At 66.0% G+C, this 17,304-nt stretch carries 11 protein-coding genes and 1 pseudogene; 11 read left to right on the top strand and 1 reads right to left on the bottom strand.

Features of this window, described 5'->3' with window-relative positions; genetic code table 11:
- The 10 genes and pseudogenes from RUU78_RS06810 to RUU78_RS06765 all read left to right on the top strand — a co-directional run.
- A pseudogene (locus RUU78_RS06810) lies at positions 1-3,986 on the top strand (cyclic beta 1-2 glucan synthetase); the annotation flags it as partial.
- Between the two features lie 432 nt (positions 3,987-4,418).
- Positions 4,419-4,994 (top strand): sigma-70 family RNA polymerase sigma factor, encoded by a 576-nt coding sequence (locus RUU78_RS06805; RefSeq protein WP_313914981.1) that lies wholly within the window; start codon positions 4,419-4,421, stop codon positions 4,992-4,994.
- Entirely contained in the window at positions 4,991-5,737 is a 747-nt protein-coding gene (locus RUU78_RS06800) for an anti-sigma factor (protein ID WP_313914980.1), read from the top strand. Before RUU78_RS06805 ends, RUU78_RS06800 begins: the two co-directional genes overlap by 4 nt.
- Positions 5,738-5,989: 252 nt before the next feature.
- Complete coding sequence (locus tag RUU78_RS06795) at positions 5,990-6,946, top strand: acyl-CoA desaturase (RefSeq protein ID WP_313914979.1); 957 nt, start codon at positions 5,990-5,992, stop codon at positions 6,944-6,946.
- Between the two features lie 2 nt (positions 6,947-6,948).
- Entirely contained in the window at positions 6,949-8,235 is a 1,287-nt protein-coding gene (locus RUU78_RS06790; protein ID WP_313914978.1) for an FAD-dependent oxidoreductase, read from the top strand.
- Positions 8,232-9,014, top strand: a complete 783-nt coding sequence (locus RUU78_RS06785) for a DUF1365 domain-containing protein (RefSeq protein WP_313914977.1) — start codon at positions 8,232-8,234, stop codon at positions 9,012-9,014. The genes RUU78_RS06790 and RUU78_RS06785 overlap by 4 nt, the downstream gene beginning before the upstream one ends.
- Complete coding sequence (locus RUU78_RS06780) at positions 9,011-10,306, top strand: cyclopropane-fatty-acyl-phospholipid synthase family protein (protein WP_313914975.1); 1,296 nt, start codon at positions 9,011-9,013, stop codon at positions 10,304-10,306. The genes RUU78_RS06785 and RUU78_RS06780 overlap by 4 nt, the downstream gene beginning before the upstream one ends.
- 30 nt (positions 10,307-10,336) lie before the next feature.
- Positions 10,337-11,128 carry a DUF1295 domain-containing protein gene (locus tag RUU78_RS06775; RefSeq protein WP_313914973.1) on the top strand — a complete coding sequence of 264 codons (792 nt, stop codon included), beginning with the start codon at positions 10,337-10,339 and terminating at the stop codon, positions 11,126-11,128.
- A complete protein-coding gene (locus RUU78_RS06770) occupies positions 11,115-12,200 on the top strand; it encodes a cyclopropane-fatty-acyl-phospholipid synthase family protein (protein WP_313914972.1) in 1,086 nt (361 codons plus the stop codon). Before RUU78_RS06775 ends, RUU78_RS06770 begins: the two co-directional genes overlap by 14 nt.
- A complete protein-coding gene (locus tag RUU78_RS06765) occupies positions 12,197-12,946 on the top strand; it encodes an alpha/beta hydrolase-fold protein (RefSeq protein ID WP_313914970.1) in 750 nt (249 codons plus the stop codon). Before RUU78_RS06770 ends, RUU78_RS06765 begins: the two co-directional genes overlap by 4 nt.
- 65 nt (positions 12,947-13,011) lie before the next feature.
- On the opposite strand, the gene RUU78_RS06760 is transcribed toward RUU78_RS06765, so the two are convergent.
- On the bottom strand, positions 13,012-13,827 hold the full coding sequence (locus RUU78_RS06760) for an outer membrane beta-barrel protein (RefSeq protein WP_313914969.1): 816 nt from the start codon (positions 13,825-13,827) through the stop codon (positions 13,012-13,014).
- 596 nt (positions 13,828-14,423) lie between these two features.
- Here RUU78_RS06760 and RUU78_RS06755 point away from each other — a divergent pair.
- Positions 14,424-15,491 carry a right-handed parallel beta-helix repeat-containing protein gene (locus RUU78_RS06755; protein ID WP_313914968.1) on the top strand — a complete coding sequence of 356 codons (1,068 nt, stop codon included), beginning with the start codon at positions 14,424-14,426 and terminating at the stop codon, positions 15,489-15,491.
- Positions 15,492-17,304: the final 1,813 nt, after the last annotated feature.

Here is a 17,304-nt window from a genome sequence, read left to right as displayed (position 1 = left end):
AGCGCCGCTTCGAGGCCGACCCGCAAGTCCAGTCCGCGCTGCTGCTGTTGCAGGAGCGCGTGCCGCGCGCCGCCGGCCAGCCGGCCAGCGATCCGCAACTCGTCGACGCACGCAATGCGAGCGAGGCCATCGCCGTTCCGCTGCGCGCGTTCAATCGCCCCGACCCGGCCGCACCCGCGGTGCAGCTGCTGTCCAACGGCCGCTACCACGTCATGCTCAGCAGCGCCGGCGGCGGCTACAGCCGCTGGCGCGATGTGGCGCTGACGCGCTGGCGCGAGGACCCGACCCGCGATGCGTGGGGCAGCTTCTGCTATCTGCGCGATCCTGACAGCGGCCGCGTCTGGTCGACCGCGTTCCAGCCGACGCTGAAGGCTGACGAAGACTACGAAGCCGTATTCACCGAGGCGCGCGTGCAGTTCCGCCGCCGCCTGGACGGCTGGGAGACGCATACCGAAATCGTCGTGTCGCCCGAGGACGACATCGAACTGCGCCGCACCCGTATCACCAACCGCGGCCCGACCGCCCGCACGATCGAACTGACCAGTTACGCCGAGGTCGTGCTCGCGCCGGCGATCAGCGACAGCCTGCATCCGGCCTTCAGCAAGCTGTTCGTACAGACCGAGATCGTCGCCTCGCGCGACGCGATCCTGTGCTCGCGCCGGCCACGCGACGCGCACGACACGACGCCATGGATGTTTCATCTCGCCGCCGTGCACAAGGGCGAGAGCCTCGGCGTCTCGTTCGAAACCGATCGTGCGCGCTTTCTCGGCCGGCGCCGCTCGCCTGCCGACCCGCAGGCGCTGGATCGGCACGCGGTGCTGTCGGGAACGCAAGGCTCGGTGCTCGACCCGATCGTCGCGATCCGGCACCGGATCCACGTGCAGCCGGAGCAGACCGTCCATGTCGATCTCGTGATCGGGGTCGCCGCGAATCGCGAAGGCTGCCTGCAACTCGTGGACAAATACCACGACCGACGCCTCGCCGATCGCGTGATCGAGCTGGCCTGGACCCACAGCCAGGTGTCGCTGCGCCAGATCAACATCAGCGAAGCGGAGGCGCAGACCTACGCGCGCCTGGCCGGCCGCATGCTCTACAGCCACGCCTCGCTGCGTGCCGAGGCGCAGCTCGTGCTGCGCAACCGGCGCGGCCAGCCCGGCCTGTGGGCCTATGCGATCTCCGGCGACCTGCCGATCCTGCTGCTGCAAGTCAGCGGCGGCGACAACATGGGTCTGGCCCGCGACGCGATCCAGGCGCATGCCTACTGGCGCCTCAAGGGCCTGGCCGTCGACCTCGTGATCTGGAACGAGGAACGCGGCGGCTACCGACAGGACCTGCATGACGTGCTCATGGGCATGATCGCCGCGAGCGTCGACGCGAATCTGCTCGAACGGCCCGGCGGGATTTTCGTGCGCGCCGCAGAGCAGATCCCGCACGAGGACCGCATGCTGCTGCTGGCGATCGCGCGCATCGTACTCAGCGACAAGAAGGGCAGCCTAGCCGAGCATCTGCAGCGACGCGAAATCACCGAGACAGCGGTGCCGCGGCTGGCCATCACCGACACCACGGCGCGTCCGCCGGCCGCGCCGCCGGCCGCGCCGGCCCGGGCACCGCTGCGCCTGGACAACGGCCGCGGCGGATTCTCGGCCGACGGCCGCGAATACGTCATCACGAGTGCGCCAGGCGAATCGACGCCGGCGCCCTGGATCAACGTGATCGCCAATCCCGGCTTCGGCTGCATCGTGTCGGAAAGCGGCATGGGCTACAGCTGGCGCGAGAACGCGCACGAATACCGTCTGACGCCTTGGCAGAACGATCCGGTCAGCGATGCCGGCGGCGAAGCGTTCTACCTGCGCGACGAGGAAAGCGGCCGCTACTGGTCGCTGGCCGCACTGCCCGCGCCCGGCGCCACGCCGTATACCGCACGGCATGGCTTCGGCTACAGCGTGTTCGAGCATGTCGAGGACGGCATCCAGAGCGATCAGCGCATCTACGTCGCGCCCGATGCCGCGGTGAAATTCTTCGTGCTGCGCCTGCGCAACGTTTCTGGCCGGCGCCGCTGCCTTTCCGCCACCGGCTACGTCGAGTGGGTGCTCGGTGATCTGGCGGCGAAATCGGCGATGCATGTCGTCACCGAGCTCGATCCCGACAGCGGCGCACTGCTCGCGCGCAATGCGTTCCATCCGGAATTCGGCGAGTGGGTGTCGTTCTTCGACGTCGACGAGGCCAACCGCACGCTCAGCGGCGACCGCCTCGAATTCATCGGCCGCAACGGCAGCCTGGCGCGTCCCGCGGCGCTGGAACGTACGCGCCTGTCCGGCCGCGTCGGCGCGCTGATGGATCCCTGCGGCGCAATCCAGATCCCGTTCGAGCTCGAGGACGGGCAGACGCGCGAGATCATTTTCCGGCTCGGCTCCGCGACGAGCGCGCACGAGGCCAGCGCGCTGGTCAAGCGCCTGCGCAAGCCGGGCTACGCACGCGAGGCGCTCGACGCTGTACGCGCGCAGTGGACGCGCCTGCTCGGCGCGATCGAGCTGGATACGCCGGACGAAACGCTCAACGCCCTGGGCAACGGGTGGCTGATCTACCAGGTCATCGCCTGCCGGCTGTGGGGACGCAGCGGCTACTACCAGTCCGGTGGCGCGTTCGGTTTCCGCGATCAGTTGCAGGACGCCATGGCCCTGGTCCACGCCGCTCCGGAACTGCTGCGTGCGCAGTTGCTGCTGTGTGCACAGCGCCAGTTCAAGGAAGGCGACGTGCAGCACTGGTGGCACCCTCCCTCAGGCCGCGGCGTGCGCACGCGCTGCTCGGACGACTATCTGTGGCTGCCGCTCGCGACCTGCCGCTACGTCAGCTGCAGTGGCGACACGGCCATACTCGACGTGACCCAGCCCTTCCTCGACGGGCGCGCCCTCGTGCCGGGCGAGGAGTCGTACTACGACCTGCCGCTACGCTGGGACGACCATGCGCCGCTCTACGTCCACTGCGTGCGTGCGATCGAACACGGCCTGCGCATGGGTCCACACGGCCTGCCCCTGATCGGCAGCGGCGACTGGAACGACGGGATGAACAACGTCGGCCAGGGCGGCCGCGGCGAAAGCGTGTGGCTGGGCTTTTTCCTCTACCGCGTATTGCTCGACTTCGCACCGCTGGCGCGCGCTCGCGGCGATGCGGCATTCGCCGCGCGCTGCGACAGCGAGGCGGCGACGCTGCAGGCGAATCTCGAATTGCATGGCTGGGACGGTGCCTGGTACCGGCGCGCGTATTTCGACGACGGCACACCACTGGGATCGGCCAGCAACGAGGAATGCCGCATCGACGCGATCGCGCAGAGCTGGGCCGTCCTGTCCGGCGCCGCACCGGACGCGCGCGTGCAGCAGGCACTGGATGCGCTCAACGAACGGCTGGTTCGGCCGCAGACGCGACTGATCCAGCTGCTGGATCCGCCGTTCGACACGGCGCCTCTGGATCCGGGCTATATCCGCGGCTATGTGCCCGGCGTGCGCGAAAACGGCGGCCAGTACACCCACGCCGCGATCTGGTCGGTGATGGCCTTCATCGAGGCCGGTCGCGGGCAGCAGGCCTGGGAGCTGTTCGACATGATCAATCCGCTGCGCCATGCGCAGACGCCTGAAGGTGTGGAAACGTACAAGGTGGAACCGTACGTGGTCGCGGCCGACGTCTATGCGGTAGACCCGCACGCCGGCCGCGGCGGCTGGACCTGGTATACCGGCTCGGCCGGCTGGATGTACCGCCTGATCGTCGAGTCGCTCCTCGGCCTGCGCCGTGAAGGCGCGCGCCTGCACATCGAACCGTGCCTGCCGGCGCACTGGCCGGGCTTCCGCTTCGTCTACCGCTTCGGCGCGACCGCCTACCGCTGCCACGTCATCGCCGCGACCGTCGAAAGGCCAGCGACGGCGCGGGCCACGCTGGAGCTGGTCGACGAGGGCGGCGAGCACACGCGCGAGTTCGTCGTCGCGCGGCGCTGACAGGGCGCCGAGCCGCATCGGTCAGCGCAGCGGGAGACCACCGGCGCCGGACGCCGCGCTTGCGACGTCCGGCGCCTGCGGCTCGGCCGCGAGCGAGCCGTGCCGGCACGGAACGGCAAACCTCGATGCCCGTCTGCATCCGAGCGGTCCCCGCCGCCGTAAGGTTCTGCGTTCCCGTCCACAGACAGGTGTCTGGTGCACATCGGCAATGTTCGGCTACATCCCGGCCTGGCGGCGTGTCTGGCGCCCGACACGCTCGCGGCGACCGGGCCTGTGGGGGACTGGAGCCATCGCGCGGCTGGACGCACGGCGCCGCAGCGAAGCCGACTCCGCTGGCGAACACACGACTTGCACAATGTCGTGCGTAGGCTCGCCCGAGGCGGTACCCTCGATGTCGCGCCTGGCGCGGCACAACCAACGGAACCGGGACGGATGGACTCAAACCCGCAGCAGCTACGCGATCCGGCCAACGCCGCGATCGATGATCTCTTGTACAAGGTCGCTGCCGGCGACCGCAGCGCCTTCGAACAGCTTTACCGCTCCACCGCCAGCCGTCTGCTGGGCACCTGCCTGCGCGTACTGCCTGACCGGCTCGAGGCCGAGGACGTATTGCAGGAAGTCTTTGTCACCGCCTGGAACAAAGCCAGCCAATTCGACGCCCAGCGCTCCGGCGGCATGACCTGGCTGGCCTCGATCGCACGCCATCGCGCCATCGACCGCCTACGTGGCCTGCCGGCCCAGGCGGCCCATGCGCCCATCGAATTTGCCGAAACGACGGCAGACCCCGCCCCCGCTCCAGCGGCCGCCGCGGAAGCGGATGCCGAACGCACCCGGCTCGACGATTGCCTGCAGCGCCTCGAACCCAAGCGCCGCACCCTGATCAACAGCGCCTTCTTCGACGGCTCGACCTATGAAGAACTGGCCCGTCGCTGCGGTTCGCCGCTCGGTTCGGTCAAGAGCTGGATCCGGCGCGGCCTGCTGCAGTTGCGGACCTGCCTCGAATCATGAACACCACCGTGAGTCCGTCCGAACAGGAACCCGGCGAACCGACCGGAGACGATCTGCGCGCGGCCGAATACGTGCTCGGCGTACTGGATGCGGCGGAACGCCGCGAGGTGCAGCAGCGCATGATCGACGATGCTTCCCTGGCGCGCCGCGTCGAGGAGTGGGAGCAGCGCTTTGCGCCGTGGCTGTCTCGCGTCGCAGCGGTCGAACCCTCGGCGCTGGTGTGGCCGCGCATCACGCAGCGGCTTGGCTGGCGTACGGCAGCGGCCAAGCCGGCGCTTCGCGATAACGCCGCCTTCTGGCGCCGTACCGCGGCGCTCGCGACCGCCGCGGCATTGGCCGCCGTCGCGTTCGGTCTCACCCGCCCGCAACCTGCGGTCACGACCGTCGCAGGCGAGGAACAGGCTGCCCGCCCGGTCACCGTACTGGCGCGCGACAACGGCGCCGCGGCGTGGATCGCACGCGTCGATGCGGCCCGCGGCAAGGTCCTCATGGTGCCGGTGCCGTCCCCGCTGGACGGCTCGGGTCGCGTCAATGAATTGTGGATAATTCCAGTCGGTGGCACACCGCATTCGCTCGGATTCCTGTCCAACGACAAGGCGCATACGATCGACGTGCCGGCCGGGCTGCGCAACGCGGTCGCCGCCGGTGCGATCTTCGCGGTCACGCTGGAAGACCAGTCCGGCATTCCGCATGCGGCACCGAGCAGTCCGATCGTGGCCAAGGGCAGCATCCAGTCGATCTAGTCGACGGTCGAGAGTGGGGTGAAAGCCCCTTTCTCGATCGTACGGCGCAAGCGGGGCCGACCCAGCCCGTAGAGAATCAATGGGATACGCGATCGACTCCCGGGATATCGATCCTCGGCACACCGATCGATCTGCGGGACACCCATCCCGGAGCACCCCCACTTTTCTCGACCGCCTGCCAATCAGATGTTCACTGCATCCGCAGCGCACATCGGCACGTACATAGCCTGTCCCTTGGGTAACGGAGCGAACATGGACGGCAGTCGGCGGTCGGGCAGGACGACCAACCTGGGTTTGGCGGTGCGTCACTGGTTCGATGCCGGTGCCGCGCCCGAATCCGGCGCCAACAGCGACGGCGACCGCGATCACATCGACTGGCTGCGCGCCCTGCCCTTCGTGCTCCTGCACCTGGCCTGCTTCGCGGTGATCTGGGTCGGCGTTTCACCGCTGGCGGTCAGTGTGGCGATCGCGCTGTATGTGGTGCGCATGTTCGCACTGACCGCGTTCTATCATCGCTACTTCTCGCACAAGACCTTCCGCACTTCGCGCCCCGTGCAGTTCGCGTTCGCGCTGATCGGGGCGTCCTGCGCCCAGCGCGGACCGCTGTGGTGGGCTGCGCATCATCGTGACCATCATCGCCACGCGGATACGCCGGACGACCTGCATTCGCCGGCACAGCACGGCTTCTTCTGGAGCCATGCGGGCTGGTTCCTGACGCCGCGCGCATTCCGCACCGATCTCGCGCGCGTGCCCGACCTCGCCCGATTTCCCGAACTGCGCTGGCTCGACCGCTACGACACGATCGTGCCGCTGCTGCTCGCCGCGTTGCTGTATGCGGCCGGCAGCGTGCTGCAGCACGTCGCGCCGCACCTGCAGACCAGCGGCGCGCAATTGCTGGTCTGGGGCTTCGTCGTATCGACCGTCGTACTGTTCCATGCCACGGTCACGATCAACTCCCTCGCCCACCGTTTCGGTTCGCGCCGCTTCGACACGCCCGACGACAGCCGCAACAACGTCTGGCTCGCGCTGCTGACGTTCGGCGAGGGCTGGCACAACAACCACCATTTCTTCCCAGGCAGCGCGCGGCAGGGATTTCGCTGGTGGGAGGTCGACCTCAGCTGGTACGGCCTGCGCCTGCTGGCCGCGCTCGGACTCGTGCATGGCCTCAAGCCCGTACCGGCCTGGGTGCTTGCGCGAGCGCGGAGCTGAGCATGCGCATCGCCGTCATAGGCTCGGGGATCGCCGGACTCGCCAGCGCCTGGCTGCTGTCGCGCCGGCACCAGGTCGTGCTGTTCGAGGCCAACGATTATCTGGGCGGTCATACGCATACGCATGCGATCGAACAGCACGGCCGCAAATACGCCGTCGACAGCGGATTCATTGTGCACAACCGCGCACACTATCCGTTGCTGACCCAGCTCCTGGCGGAACTCGGCGTGCCGACCCAGCCGACGAGCATGAGTTTTTCGGTGCACAACGCCGCGAGCGGTCTGCAGTACAACGCCACTTCGCTGGATGGATTGTTCTGCCAGCGCCGCAACCTGGTTTCGCCACGCTTCTGGGGCATGCTGCGGGATCTCTACCGCTTCTATCACCATGCACCTGCGCTGCTGCGGCAGACCGGGCCGGGGCCGAGCCTCGGCGACTACCTCGCCGAGCACGGTTACGGCAGCGCGTTCCGCGACGAACACCTGGTGCCGATGGCCTCGGCGCTGTGGTCCTCGCCGCCGGGGCAGATCCTCGCCTTTCCGGCGCGCTATCTCGTGCAGTTCATGGCCAACCACCAGATGCTCCAGGTCACCAGCCGGCCCGAGTGGCGCGTGATCTGCGGCGGCTCGCGCGCCTACGTCGACGCGCTGCAGGCGCGCTGGTCCGTGGAGGTGCGCCTGGCCACGCCGGTGCAATCGCTGCGCCGCGACGCGCAGGGCGTCGAGCTGGTCTGGGCCGACCGGCGCGAACGCTTCGATCACGCCGTGCTGGCCTGCCACAGTGATCAGGCATTGGCCCTGCTCGCCGACGTGGACGAGCGCGAGCGTGACATCCTCGGCGCGATTGCCTACCAGCCCAACGAGGCCGTGCTGCACACCGATGCAAGCGTGCTGCCGCCCCAGCGCAAGGCCTGGGCCGCCTGGAATACCTGCGTGCCCGCCGACCCCGGCGCGCCCTGTGGCGTAAGCTACTGGATGAATTGCCTGCAGCGCATCGATTCGCCGGAACCTTTCATCGTCACGCTGAACCGCACCGACGCGATCGATCCGGCGCGCGTGCTGCGCCGCCTGCGCTACGCGCACCCGGTCTACAGCCACGCGGCCGTCGCGGCCCAGGCGCGAAAGGCCGAGATCCAGGGCCGGCGCCACACCTGGTTCGCCGGCGCGTACTGGGGCTGGGGATTTCATGAAGACGGCCTGCGCAGCGGCGTCGAAGTCTCGCGCGCACTCGGCGTCGAGTGGCCAGTGACACAGCGGCATCCGCACGATGCGCTACGGGAGGCTGCATGAGCGCGTCCGCCGTGTCGAACGGCCTGGCCAGCGCGGTCTACGAAGGCACCGTGCGGCACCGGCGCCATGATGCGCATCCGCATGCGTTCCGCTACCGGATGGCGCAGCTTTATCTCGATCTCGACGAGATCGATCGCGTATTCGCGTCGCGCTGGCTGTGGTCGGTGGACCGGCGCAACCTCGCCGAATTCCGCCGCAGCGACTACCTCGCGCCACACGACCTGCCTCTCGCCGAAGCCGTTCGCACACGCGTCGCCGCGGTGACGGGCCGCTACCACGCCGGTCCGATCCGCCTGCTCGCGCACCTGCGCTACGCCGGCTATGCCTTCAATCCGGTCAGCTTCTACTACGGCTTCGAAACCGACGGCGAGCTCGCCTTCGTACTCGCCGAGATCACCAATACGCCCTGGGGCGAGCGCCACAGCTATGTGCTGCCGGCCGACCAGGCCGAGCGTCACGGCCGAGCGCTGCACTGGTCGTTCGCCAAGGCTTTCCACGTCTCGCCATTCCAGGCGATGGACGCGGACTATCACTGGCGCTTCACGCCACCCGGCGCAGACCTGCGCGTGCACATGGAACTGCTGCGCGGCGGCGAGCGCCACTTCGACGCCACCTTGTCGCTGCGGCGCCGCCCGCTCGACGGCGCCGCGCTCGCGCGCGTGCTCTGGCGCTATCCGGCGATGACTGCGCAAGTGATGGGCGCGATTCACTGGCAAGCCTTGCGCCTGTGGCTCAAGCGCACCCCCGTCTTTACTCATCCCCGAGGATCCCACCCATGAGCGAACCGGCTGACGTCGCGCTGAACTATTCCACCAGCTGGAGCGCGCTCGATCGCTGGCTGCGCGCGCGGCTGTTCGCGCAGATGCGCGCGCTGCAGGGCGGGCGGGTCCGGATCGCCGATGAGCTGGGCTGCGAAGAGCTGGGCTGCAGCGGATTGGGCAAGGCCGGGCACGCGGCAACGCCGATCACGATCCGCGTGACGCAACCCGGCTTCTATCGCGCGGTCGCCGCTAGCGGCAGCGTCGGCGCTGGCGAAGCGTATATCCACGGCTACTGGCAGTGCGACGATCTGGTCGGCCTCGTGCGACTGCTGGTCCGCAACCGCGCGCTGCTCGACGGCATGGAAACCGGTTTCGCGCGGCTCGGCGGCTGGGCATTGCGCGCCTGGCAGGCGCTGCGGCCGAACTCGCGTGAGGGCGCACGCCGAAACATTGCGGCGCACTACGATCTCGGCAACGAATTCTTCCGCCTGTTCCTGTCCTCAGACCTGATGTATTCCTCCGCGATCTTCGCCAGTGCTCAGGACACGCTGGAAGAAGCCTCGCTGCGCAAGCTCGAGCGTATCGCCGAAAAGCTGCGCCTGTGCCCGGATGACCATGTGCTGGAAATCGGCACCGGCTGGGGCGGCTTCGCGCTGCATGCAGCGTCGCGCTACGGCTGTCGCGTGACGACCACCACGATCTCGCGCGAGCAGTACACGTTGGCCACCGCACGCGTGGCCGAAGCAGGTCTGCAGGATCGTGTCACCGTACTGCAGCAGGACTACCGCGACCTGAGCGGCCAGTACGACAAGCTGGTCTCCATCGAGATGGTCGAGGCGATCGGCGCGGCCAACCTGCCCGGCTACTTCGCCGCCATCGGCCGGCTGCTGAGGCCTGACGGACTTGCGCTGCTGCAGGCCATCACGATCGAAGACCATCGCTACGCCCAGGCCCTGCGCGCCGTGGATTTCATCAAGCGGCATGTGTTCCCGGGTTCCTTCATCCCGTCGATTGCGGCGCTGGTCGCGGCCAAATCGCGCAGCAGCGACCTCGCATTGGTTCATCTCGAGGACTTTGGCGCCTCCTACGCGCGAACCTTGCACGCCTGGCGCGAGCGCTTCCTGCAGCAGCGCGATGCGGTGCTCGCGCAAGGCTTCGACGAACCGTTCCTGCGCCTGTGGGAGTTCTATCTCGCCTACTGCGAGGGCGGCTTCCTCGAACGCTCCATCGGCGTCGCACAACTGTTGCTCGCGCGGCCCGACTGCCGCACCGCGGAATACCTGACCGGCCTCGGCCGGCTGGAAGGCTGAGATGAAAACGTCGACCCTGCGGGGACTCGCATGAACGCCGCGGTCGCGATGGCCATCGTCTGGCTTATGGCCGCAATCGCGCAGACGGCTGGGTGGTTCTGGCAGCAGCGTGAACGCAACGCCGGCATCGTCGATGTGATCTGGGCCGCCGGTGTCGGCGGCGCGGCGATCGTGCTTGCCTTACTCGGCGATGGCGCAATCTGGCCGCGTATCACGCTCGCGCTGCTCGGCGGCGCCTGGGGACTGCGTCTGGCCGCGCATCTGTGGCGGCGCGTCCGCGGTGAAGACGAGGACGGCCGCTACGCCCACCTGCGCAGCCTCTGGGGCGACGGCGCGCTCCGCTGGTTCCTGTTCTTCCAGTTCCAGGCGCTGCTCGTGGTCGCGTTCGCGCTTCCCTTCCTCGCTGTGGCACGCAATCCCGTCGACGGCCCGAGCCTGGCCTGGGGCGCGGCACTGCTGGTGTGGGTGCTCGCAGTCATCGGCGAGGCGATCGCCGATGCCCAGTTGCACCGCTTCCGTGCCGATCCGGCGAACCGCGGCCGCACCTGCCGCGACGGACTGTGGCGCTATTCGCGTCACCCGAATTACTTTTTCGAATGGTTGCATTGGTTCGCTTATGTACTCCTCGCGGTCGGCTCGCCGATCGCGTGGCTGGCCTGGAGCGGACCAGTCGTCATGTACGTGTTCCTGCGCTGGGTCAGCGGCATCCCGTATACCGAGGCGCAGTCCCTGCGCACGCGCGGCGAGGACTATCGCGACTATCAGCGCCGTACGCCGATGCTGTTTCCCTGGTTTCCCCGGAGCGACGATGAACACCGATAGCGCCTTGCTCGAACTTCCCACGGAGCAGGCCGCACCCGGCCTGCTCGGCCTGGCCGAACGGGGTCTCATCCCCGACGCGCTGCTGCGGCTGGGCATACGCCGCCTCTGCGCGCGGCGCCTGCGTGACGAATCCGCCGGCGGCCCGGCGCGGCAGGAACAACGCTTCCAGGCGCTGCTCGCGCAACTTCGCGAAAGTCCGGTCGCTATCCACACCGACGCTGCCAATCGCCAGCATTACGAATTGCCGCCGATGTTCTTCGCGCGCTGCCTCGGGCCGCGGCTGAAGTATTCCTCGTGCTATTACCCGGACGGCAGCGAAACCCTGGCCGAAGCCGAGGAGGCCATGCTCACGCTGTACGCCGAACGTGCGCTTCTCGCCGACGGTCAGGACATTCTCGAACTCGGCTGCGGCTGGGGCTCACTGACGCTGTGGATGGCCGAGCGCTTTCCGAATGCGCGCATCACAGCGGTATCGAACTCGCGTCCGCAGCGCGAATACATCGAGGCACGCTGCGCCGCGCGCAACCTGCACAACGTACGCGTGCTGACCCAGGACGTGAACCGGCTCGATCTTGGCGCGGCCGCGTTCGATCGCTGCGTGTCGGTGGAAATGTTCGAACACCTGCGCAACTACCGCACCCTGCTGGCGCGCATCTCGCGCTGGCTGCGCCGCGACGGCTGCCTGTTCGTGCACATCTTCTGTCACCGCACCCTGCTCTATCCGTTCGAGACCCAGGGCGACGACAACTGGATGGGCCGGCATTTCTTCACCGGCGGACTGATGCCCTCAGCGGAAACCCTGGCCTGGTTCCAGGAATCGCTGACCCTCGACGAGCGCTGGCTGCTCAGCGGCCAGCACTACGAACGCACGGCAAACCATTGGCTCGAAGCGCAGGACAGCCAGCGCGACGCGCTGCTGCCGCTGTTCCGGCAGACCTACGGCGCCGCCGCCGACCTGTGGTTCCAGCGCTGGCGCATGTTCTGGATGGCCTGCGCCGAGCTGTTCGGCTATGCCGGTGGCAGCGAGTGGCTGGTCGCGCACTACCGCTTCCGGCCGGTGGCGCACACATGAAGGCTCTCGCCGCAACCCTCGCCCTGATCGCGCTCGGCGGCTGCGCCGCGAGCGGCGACATCCGTCAACCGATTCCGACGCAACACGTCGCCGCACCACAGACTGCGCAGCGTCTCGTCGTCGTGCTGCCGGGACGCGCGGACGATCTCGTCGCGCTGCAACGCAGCGGCATCGCCGCGGCGATCCAGTCGGCCTGGCCGGACGCCGACGTGATTCTCGCCGCGCTGACCTTGCCGTATTACCGTGCCGGCGATGCGCCGCAGCGCCTGCACAGCGAAATCATGCAGCCGGCTCGCCTGCAGGGTTATCGATCGATCTGGCTGGCTGGCGCCTCGATGGGCGGTATGGGCACCCTGCTCTACGACGCGGCCTTTCCGGGCGCCGTCGACGGACTCGTCCTCTTCGCGCCGTATCTGGGCGATACCTCGCTGCTGCGGGAGATCCGCGACGCCGGCGGTGTGGCCCGCTGGCAACCCGGACCGCCGCAACCTGTCAACGCCGACACCTGGCAGCGTGAGCTGTGGCGACATCTGCAGACGTGGACTTCGCAACCCGCGCAGGCGCAGCGCGTCTGGCTGACCTACGGCGACACTGATCGGCTGCGCGACGCGATGCCACTGCTCGAGAGGGTAGTGCCGCCTACGCAAGTCCTGCGGCGCGAAGGTGGTCATGCGTGGAGCGTCTGGTCGGCTGCCGCCGTCGACGTTTTCCACGCGATCGACGCAAAGAGCGCCGCAAAACCGTGAACTTGCCGCGATGCGCTGCGGGGCTGCCGATCATGGCAACCCGGCAGTGATCCTGTGCGTACGGCTCAGAAGCGGAAGTTGGCCGTCAGGCGCACGCTGTCGAGCTTGATCTCGTCGTCGCTGCGACGGAAGTCCGTGCCCGCGGCGTTGACGAGGATGAACGGGTTGGTCGCCGGAGCCGGCCCCTGCGCACGCACGCGCGCATCTTCGTCATCGAGCCGGCTATGCAGGTATTCCACGCCGAGCGAGAATCTCTCGGTCAGGCGCCGCTCGTAGCCGACGCCGAGCTGATAGCCGTCCGCGTCGCTGCCGCCGCTGTTGACGAACGTATTGGCCGTATTGCTGGTCGAGAAATAGTTATCGACGCTCGCACGCGCGTAGCCGGCCGTGCCATAGACGAGATTGTTGCCGTCGCCGAACGACATGCCGAGACGACCACGCACGGCCAGCGTGTCATCGACCTTGCGCAGCATCGTGTAGAACGCCGGCGTCGTGCTGAACGCGGAAACCGCGTCGCGATAGTCGGCCATGCCATATTCGACGAGCACACCGAAAACGAGGTTGCCGGACTGCCAGTCGTAGCCGCCGCGGATGCCGTAGTCGCCACCGCTGCCGTTGTCGCTGCAGCCACCTGCGGGCGTGCGATCTCCTGCAGCACCATCGCAAAAGCCCGGCGAGAACGCATTCGCGCCGGCTGCCGTGTTCACGCTGTCGCCGAAACCGCCGTCGAGATTCGTGTCGAACTGCACGCTGTCGCCGCTATCGTCCGGGTCCATCATGGCGCCGGCGTAGCCGCCGACATAACCGCCGGTCCAGTCCTGCGCCGCAGCAGAACCGCAGACGACCAGCAACAGCGCTGCAGCAAGCGGATGTATGCGCATAGTGTTTCTCCTTATTTCGGGTTGGCGAATTTTACGTACTGTCCACTATTACCATTACGCCACTTGTCAGCAACCAAGCGCGGCAGCGAAACACCGCATCGTTGCCGACGCGTAAGGGAAATCCCGGATGCGCCTGTGAAAGCGACGTCAACAGAACGCCTGCTTTGCGCAACCGGAAGGTGTATACGCAGCCGATGTGCAGATAGATGCAGTGCGCTGCAGACATCTCCGACGAGATCGCGAGCTTTCGTGGCGGACCAATAACGAAGTGGCGGTGACGCCGCTCGACAGCCGTTCCGCAACGTCTGTCACCGCGCCGTTGCGACCCTGTCGGACCGAGCGCTAGCGTGCGCATCCGTCAGCGTCCAAGGACTCGCATGAACCACACAATGGTGTTTTTGATCCGATGTGCGCTCTGCGCACTGCTGCCAGGAACACTGCTTGGCCAGGTGCCGACCGAATCGATCTTCCGCGACGGCTTCGAGCAAACGAGCCTGTTCTTCAGTGATTGTCAGGCAGGCGCGGCACCCGGATGCGTGGCGGGAAACAACGCCAACCCCGGTTCGATCGCAGCACCGAAACGTGATCTGACGGGCATGAATATCAACAACCTGCCGGCCGGCACCCGCCTGCGCTTTTTCCGCGGGGGCGCGTGGAACTGGACAAATCTGCGACTGGAAAATTCCTTCGCCACCGCAGCCAATCCGCTCAGTTTCGAAGCCTTCGGCGAAGGCCCGCGACCGTTGTTCAATGCGCCCAATATCGGTTCAGGCGCGATCGACTTCGGGGAATACAACAACACCAGCAACGATGGCGGCTACGTCTTCCGCGGCCTCAAGTTCGATGGGCAAGGATCGAGCGCGCATGCGTTCTTCCTGATCCACAACCTGCATCACGTCACCATCGACGACTGCGAACTCACCGGGTTCTACATCGCGATACATGCCCAGGCACGTGCGCCGCACAGCCTGCGCAATATCGTGATCCGCAACAACCAGATCGTGCGCAACAGCGGCATGGGAATCCTGGGGCAGCTCCGCGACTCGCTGATCGAAGGCAACACCTTCGGCGGCAACAACGCGAGCGGATCCGGTTTCGACCATGGAACCTACCTGTCCGGCGCAGATGGCGTCAGTGGCATGAGCGTCACCCTGCGCAACAACCTCTACCTTCGCAACTCGCTGATCAACGGCGTCTGTACCGGCGGCAACATGACATTCCATGGCCAGATGGATGGCGTCCTGATCGAAGGCAATACCATCGAGCAGGACGCCGCCGCCGAGGGCTGCTGGCTCATGTCGATCACCCAGGGGAGCACCGCCGCGGAATGGTTCCGGAACTTCGTCGTGCGCGGCAACACCCTCGTCAACGGCGGCAACACCGTCATCGCCGTGCAGTCGGCACCGGGAATCCTCATCGAGGACAACCGCATCTTCAACACGCAGACCGCCTACCAGACCGGTATCGGCGTCGGCAGCACCGAGTACCAGAACGGCGACGTGCCGGACGGCAACGCCATCGTTCGCAACAACATCGGCTGCTACCCGACACCCGGACACCAGAGCGTCCTGGTGCGTGTCATCGCCCCCGACTCGACGGTAACCAACAACATCAGCTACTCCGGCGCGGCTGCGACTGCGACTGCGGCTCCCTGCTTGCGGTAAGCGGAACGTGTCAAGCAGCCTGAGACAGCGTTTGTTGGAAACGCTGCTGCCGACCGGCCAGCTGGTGAGTTTATCGGGGCGATAACTATTCTGACGCGGGGGGATACCACACTCACATCCGCACTCTCCGGTGGCAGCAACCGGGTGGTGACCTCGCCCGACGGGTCGGTGTTCATGATTGGATCGGCAGCAACGTACGTGTACTTATGAAGGCTATGTGGGTCATTGCCAAACCCGGCAAACGGGTCTACCTGCGTAAAAAGCCCGTTCCCCGGATTCATGTACCTGGCCGCAGGTAATAGAACCCGACTTCCTCGATGACCTGCGCATAGGGCTGGTTTGCGCGTTCTGATTTGCGCTGTGTTTACGACGGCGATGCAATCAACGCAGAGAAATCGGGAAATTGTCCGCATAAAACCGTAATAAGGCCTGACGAGTTCTGCGGGGTTTGTGGTACTACAAAACGAGAATAGTTTGACGATCGCCAGCTAACACTTTCGTCGCCATAGAGCCATTGGAAAAACCTCTCCGCAACCTCTTCCCCCCATCGTTGCGCTTCAAGTTCATTTTCCGCTTCTATGCAAAAGCACGCGCTGCTTTCATCGTCCCATCCGTGCTCATTGTTGTTCCGCAACTGAATCGCAGTCTCGTATCCAAAGATGAAAACGTGAATCATTGGCTTGGCAACCTCGGCGGTACGTTGGTACCAGTTGGAGGCAACGGTGGGGTCTGGCTACCAGCCCGATGAGCTATGGCCTCTCCCCACGTAGTTGCCCCCCAAACCTTAACGCTTACGGCGCTGACGACTGACGCCAACAAAAAGCCCAGCAATCGCGGGGCTTTCTGTTGGACCGAATGCGCAAGTACAGGGCAAGACTTACCACCGAAAATCAATCGAAAAACATCTCACGGTAGCGCGGGAGTTTTCCGAGGAGTGGTTGTCCTCATTCTCGTTGCGGGACTTTTCCGATACGCGAGCGATTTACCGGCGTGCTGATCTACGCTCTCAACTCGTACACTCGCACAAACTCATCCAAGTGAGCGAAAAAAATATCCAGCCCCCTCTCCGGCGATTCTGCGCTAGATTGAATTGCCTCCGCCCAACCGCAGCCGGGGGAATAGCGAACATGTCCACGCATAGCAATCCAAGCACCAAAGTCAGGATTGTCCCTGAGGAGAAAATTTTGCGGAGCGCCAGTAACTAGGCGCGACGCTGCAACTCCCGACAGAAAATTCTCTAAAGATTGAACACTAAGCGAACCCAACCACATTCCGGGCCTTCTACGTACCAAATCGAGCACAGCGAGAACATGCGCGTCCTCATCACTTTCCGTGGATACAGCCATTGAAATCTCCTGTCATTTCCTCAGGCCGGACTTCCACACCGATACCATCATTCACACCAGTGTCATCCGCCCACTCCGAATAAGGGATTCCTCCAGGGTTGAAGTTGTCGAATACTAACTCTGCTACCTGAACGGCGAAATGGTTCTGATTCGAATGGCACTTACTTAACACGCACCGGATGACCCTGCGCGCGAACGATTTCCCGCGCAGCGGGCCGCGGTAGCATCAGCAATTTGTAGGGTTTCGGTCGTCGCTTCACCACGCGTGGCTCGATGCGGCCGGGTCTTCGTCCCACACGTCGCTGCGCGATAAGCACCAGCAGCACACTGAGTTTTCGATCGGGGTTTGGGTGGATTGCACGCCATGCCAACCAGAGCTGCACGGTGTGCTTGAAGCTCAACTGTCGTGGTGCCCCCCCGCGTCAGAATAGTTGTCGCCCCGATAAACTCACCAAGCTGGGGCGAAG

Origin of the sequence: Tahibacter sp. (assembly GCF_032229445.1) — a bacterium.
Lineage (GTDB): Bacteria > Pseudomonadota > Gammaproteobacteria > Xanthomonadales > Rhodanobacteraceae > Tahibacter.
This window is presented reverse-complemented; position numbering and strand designations above follow the sequence as displayed.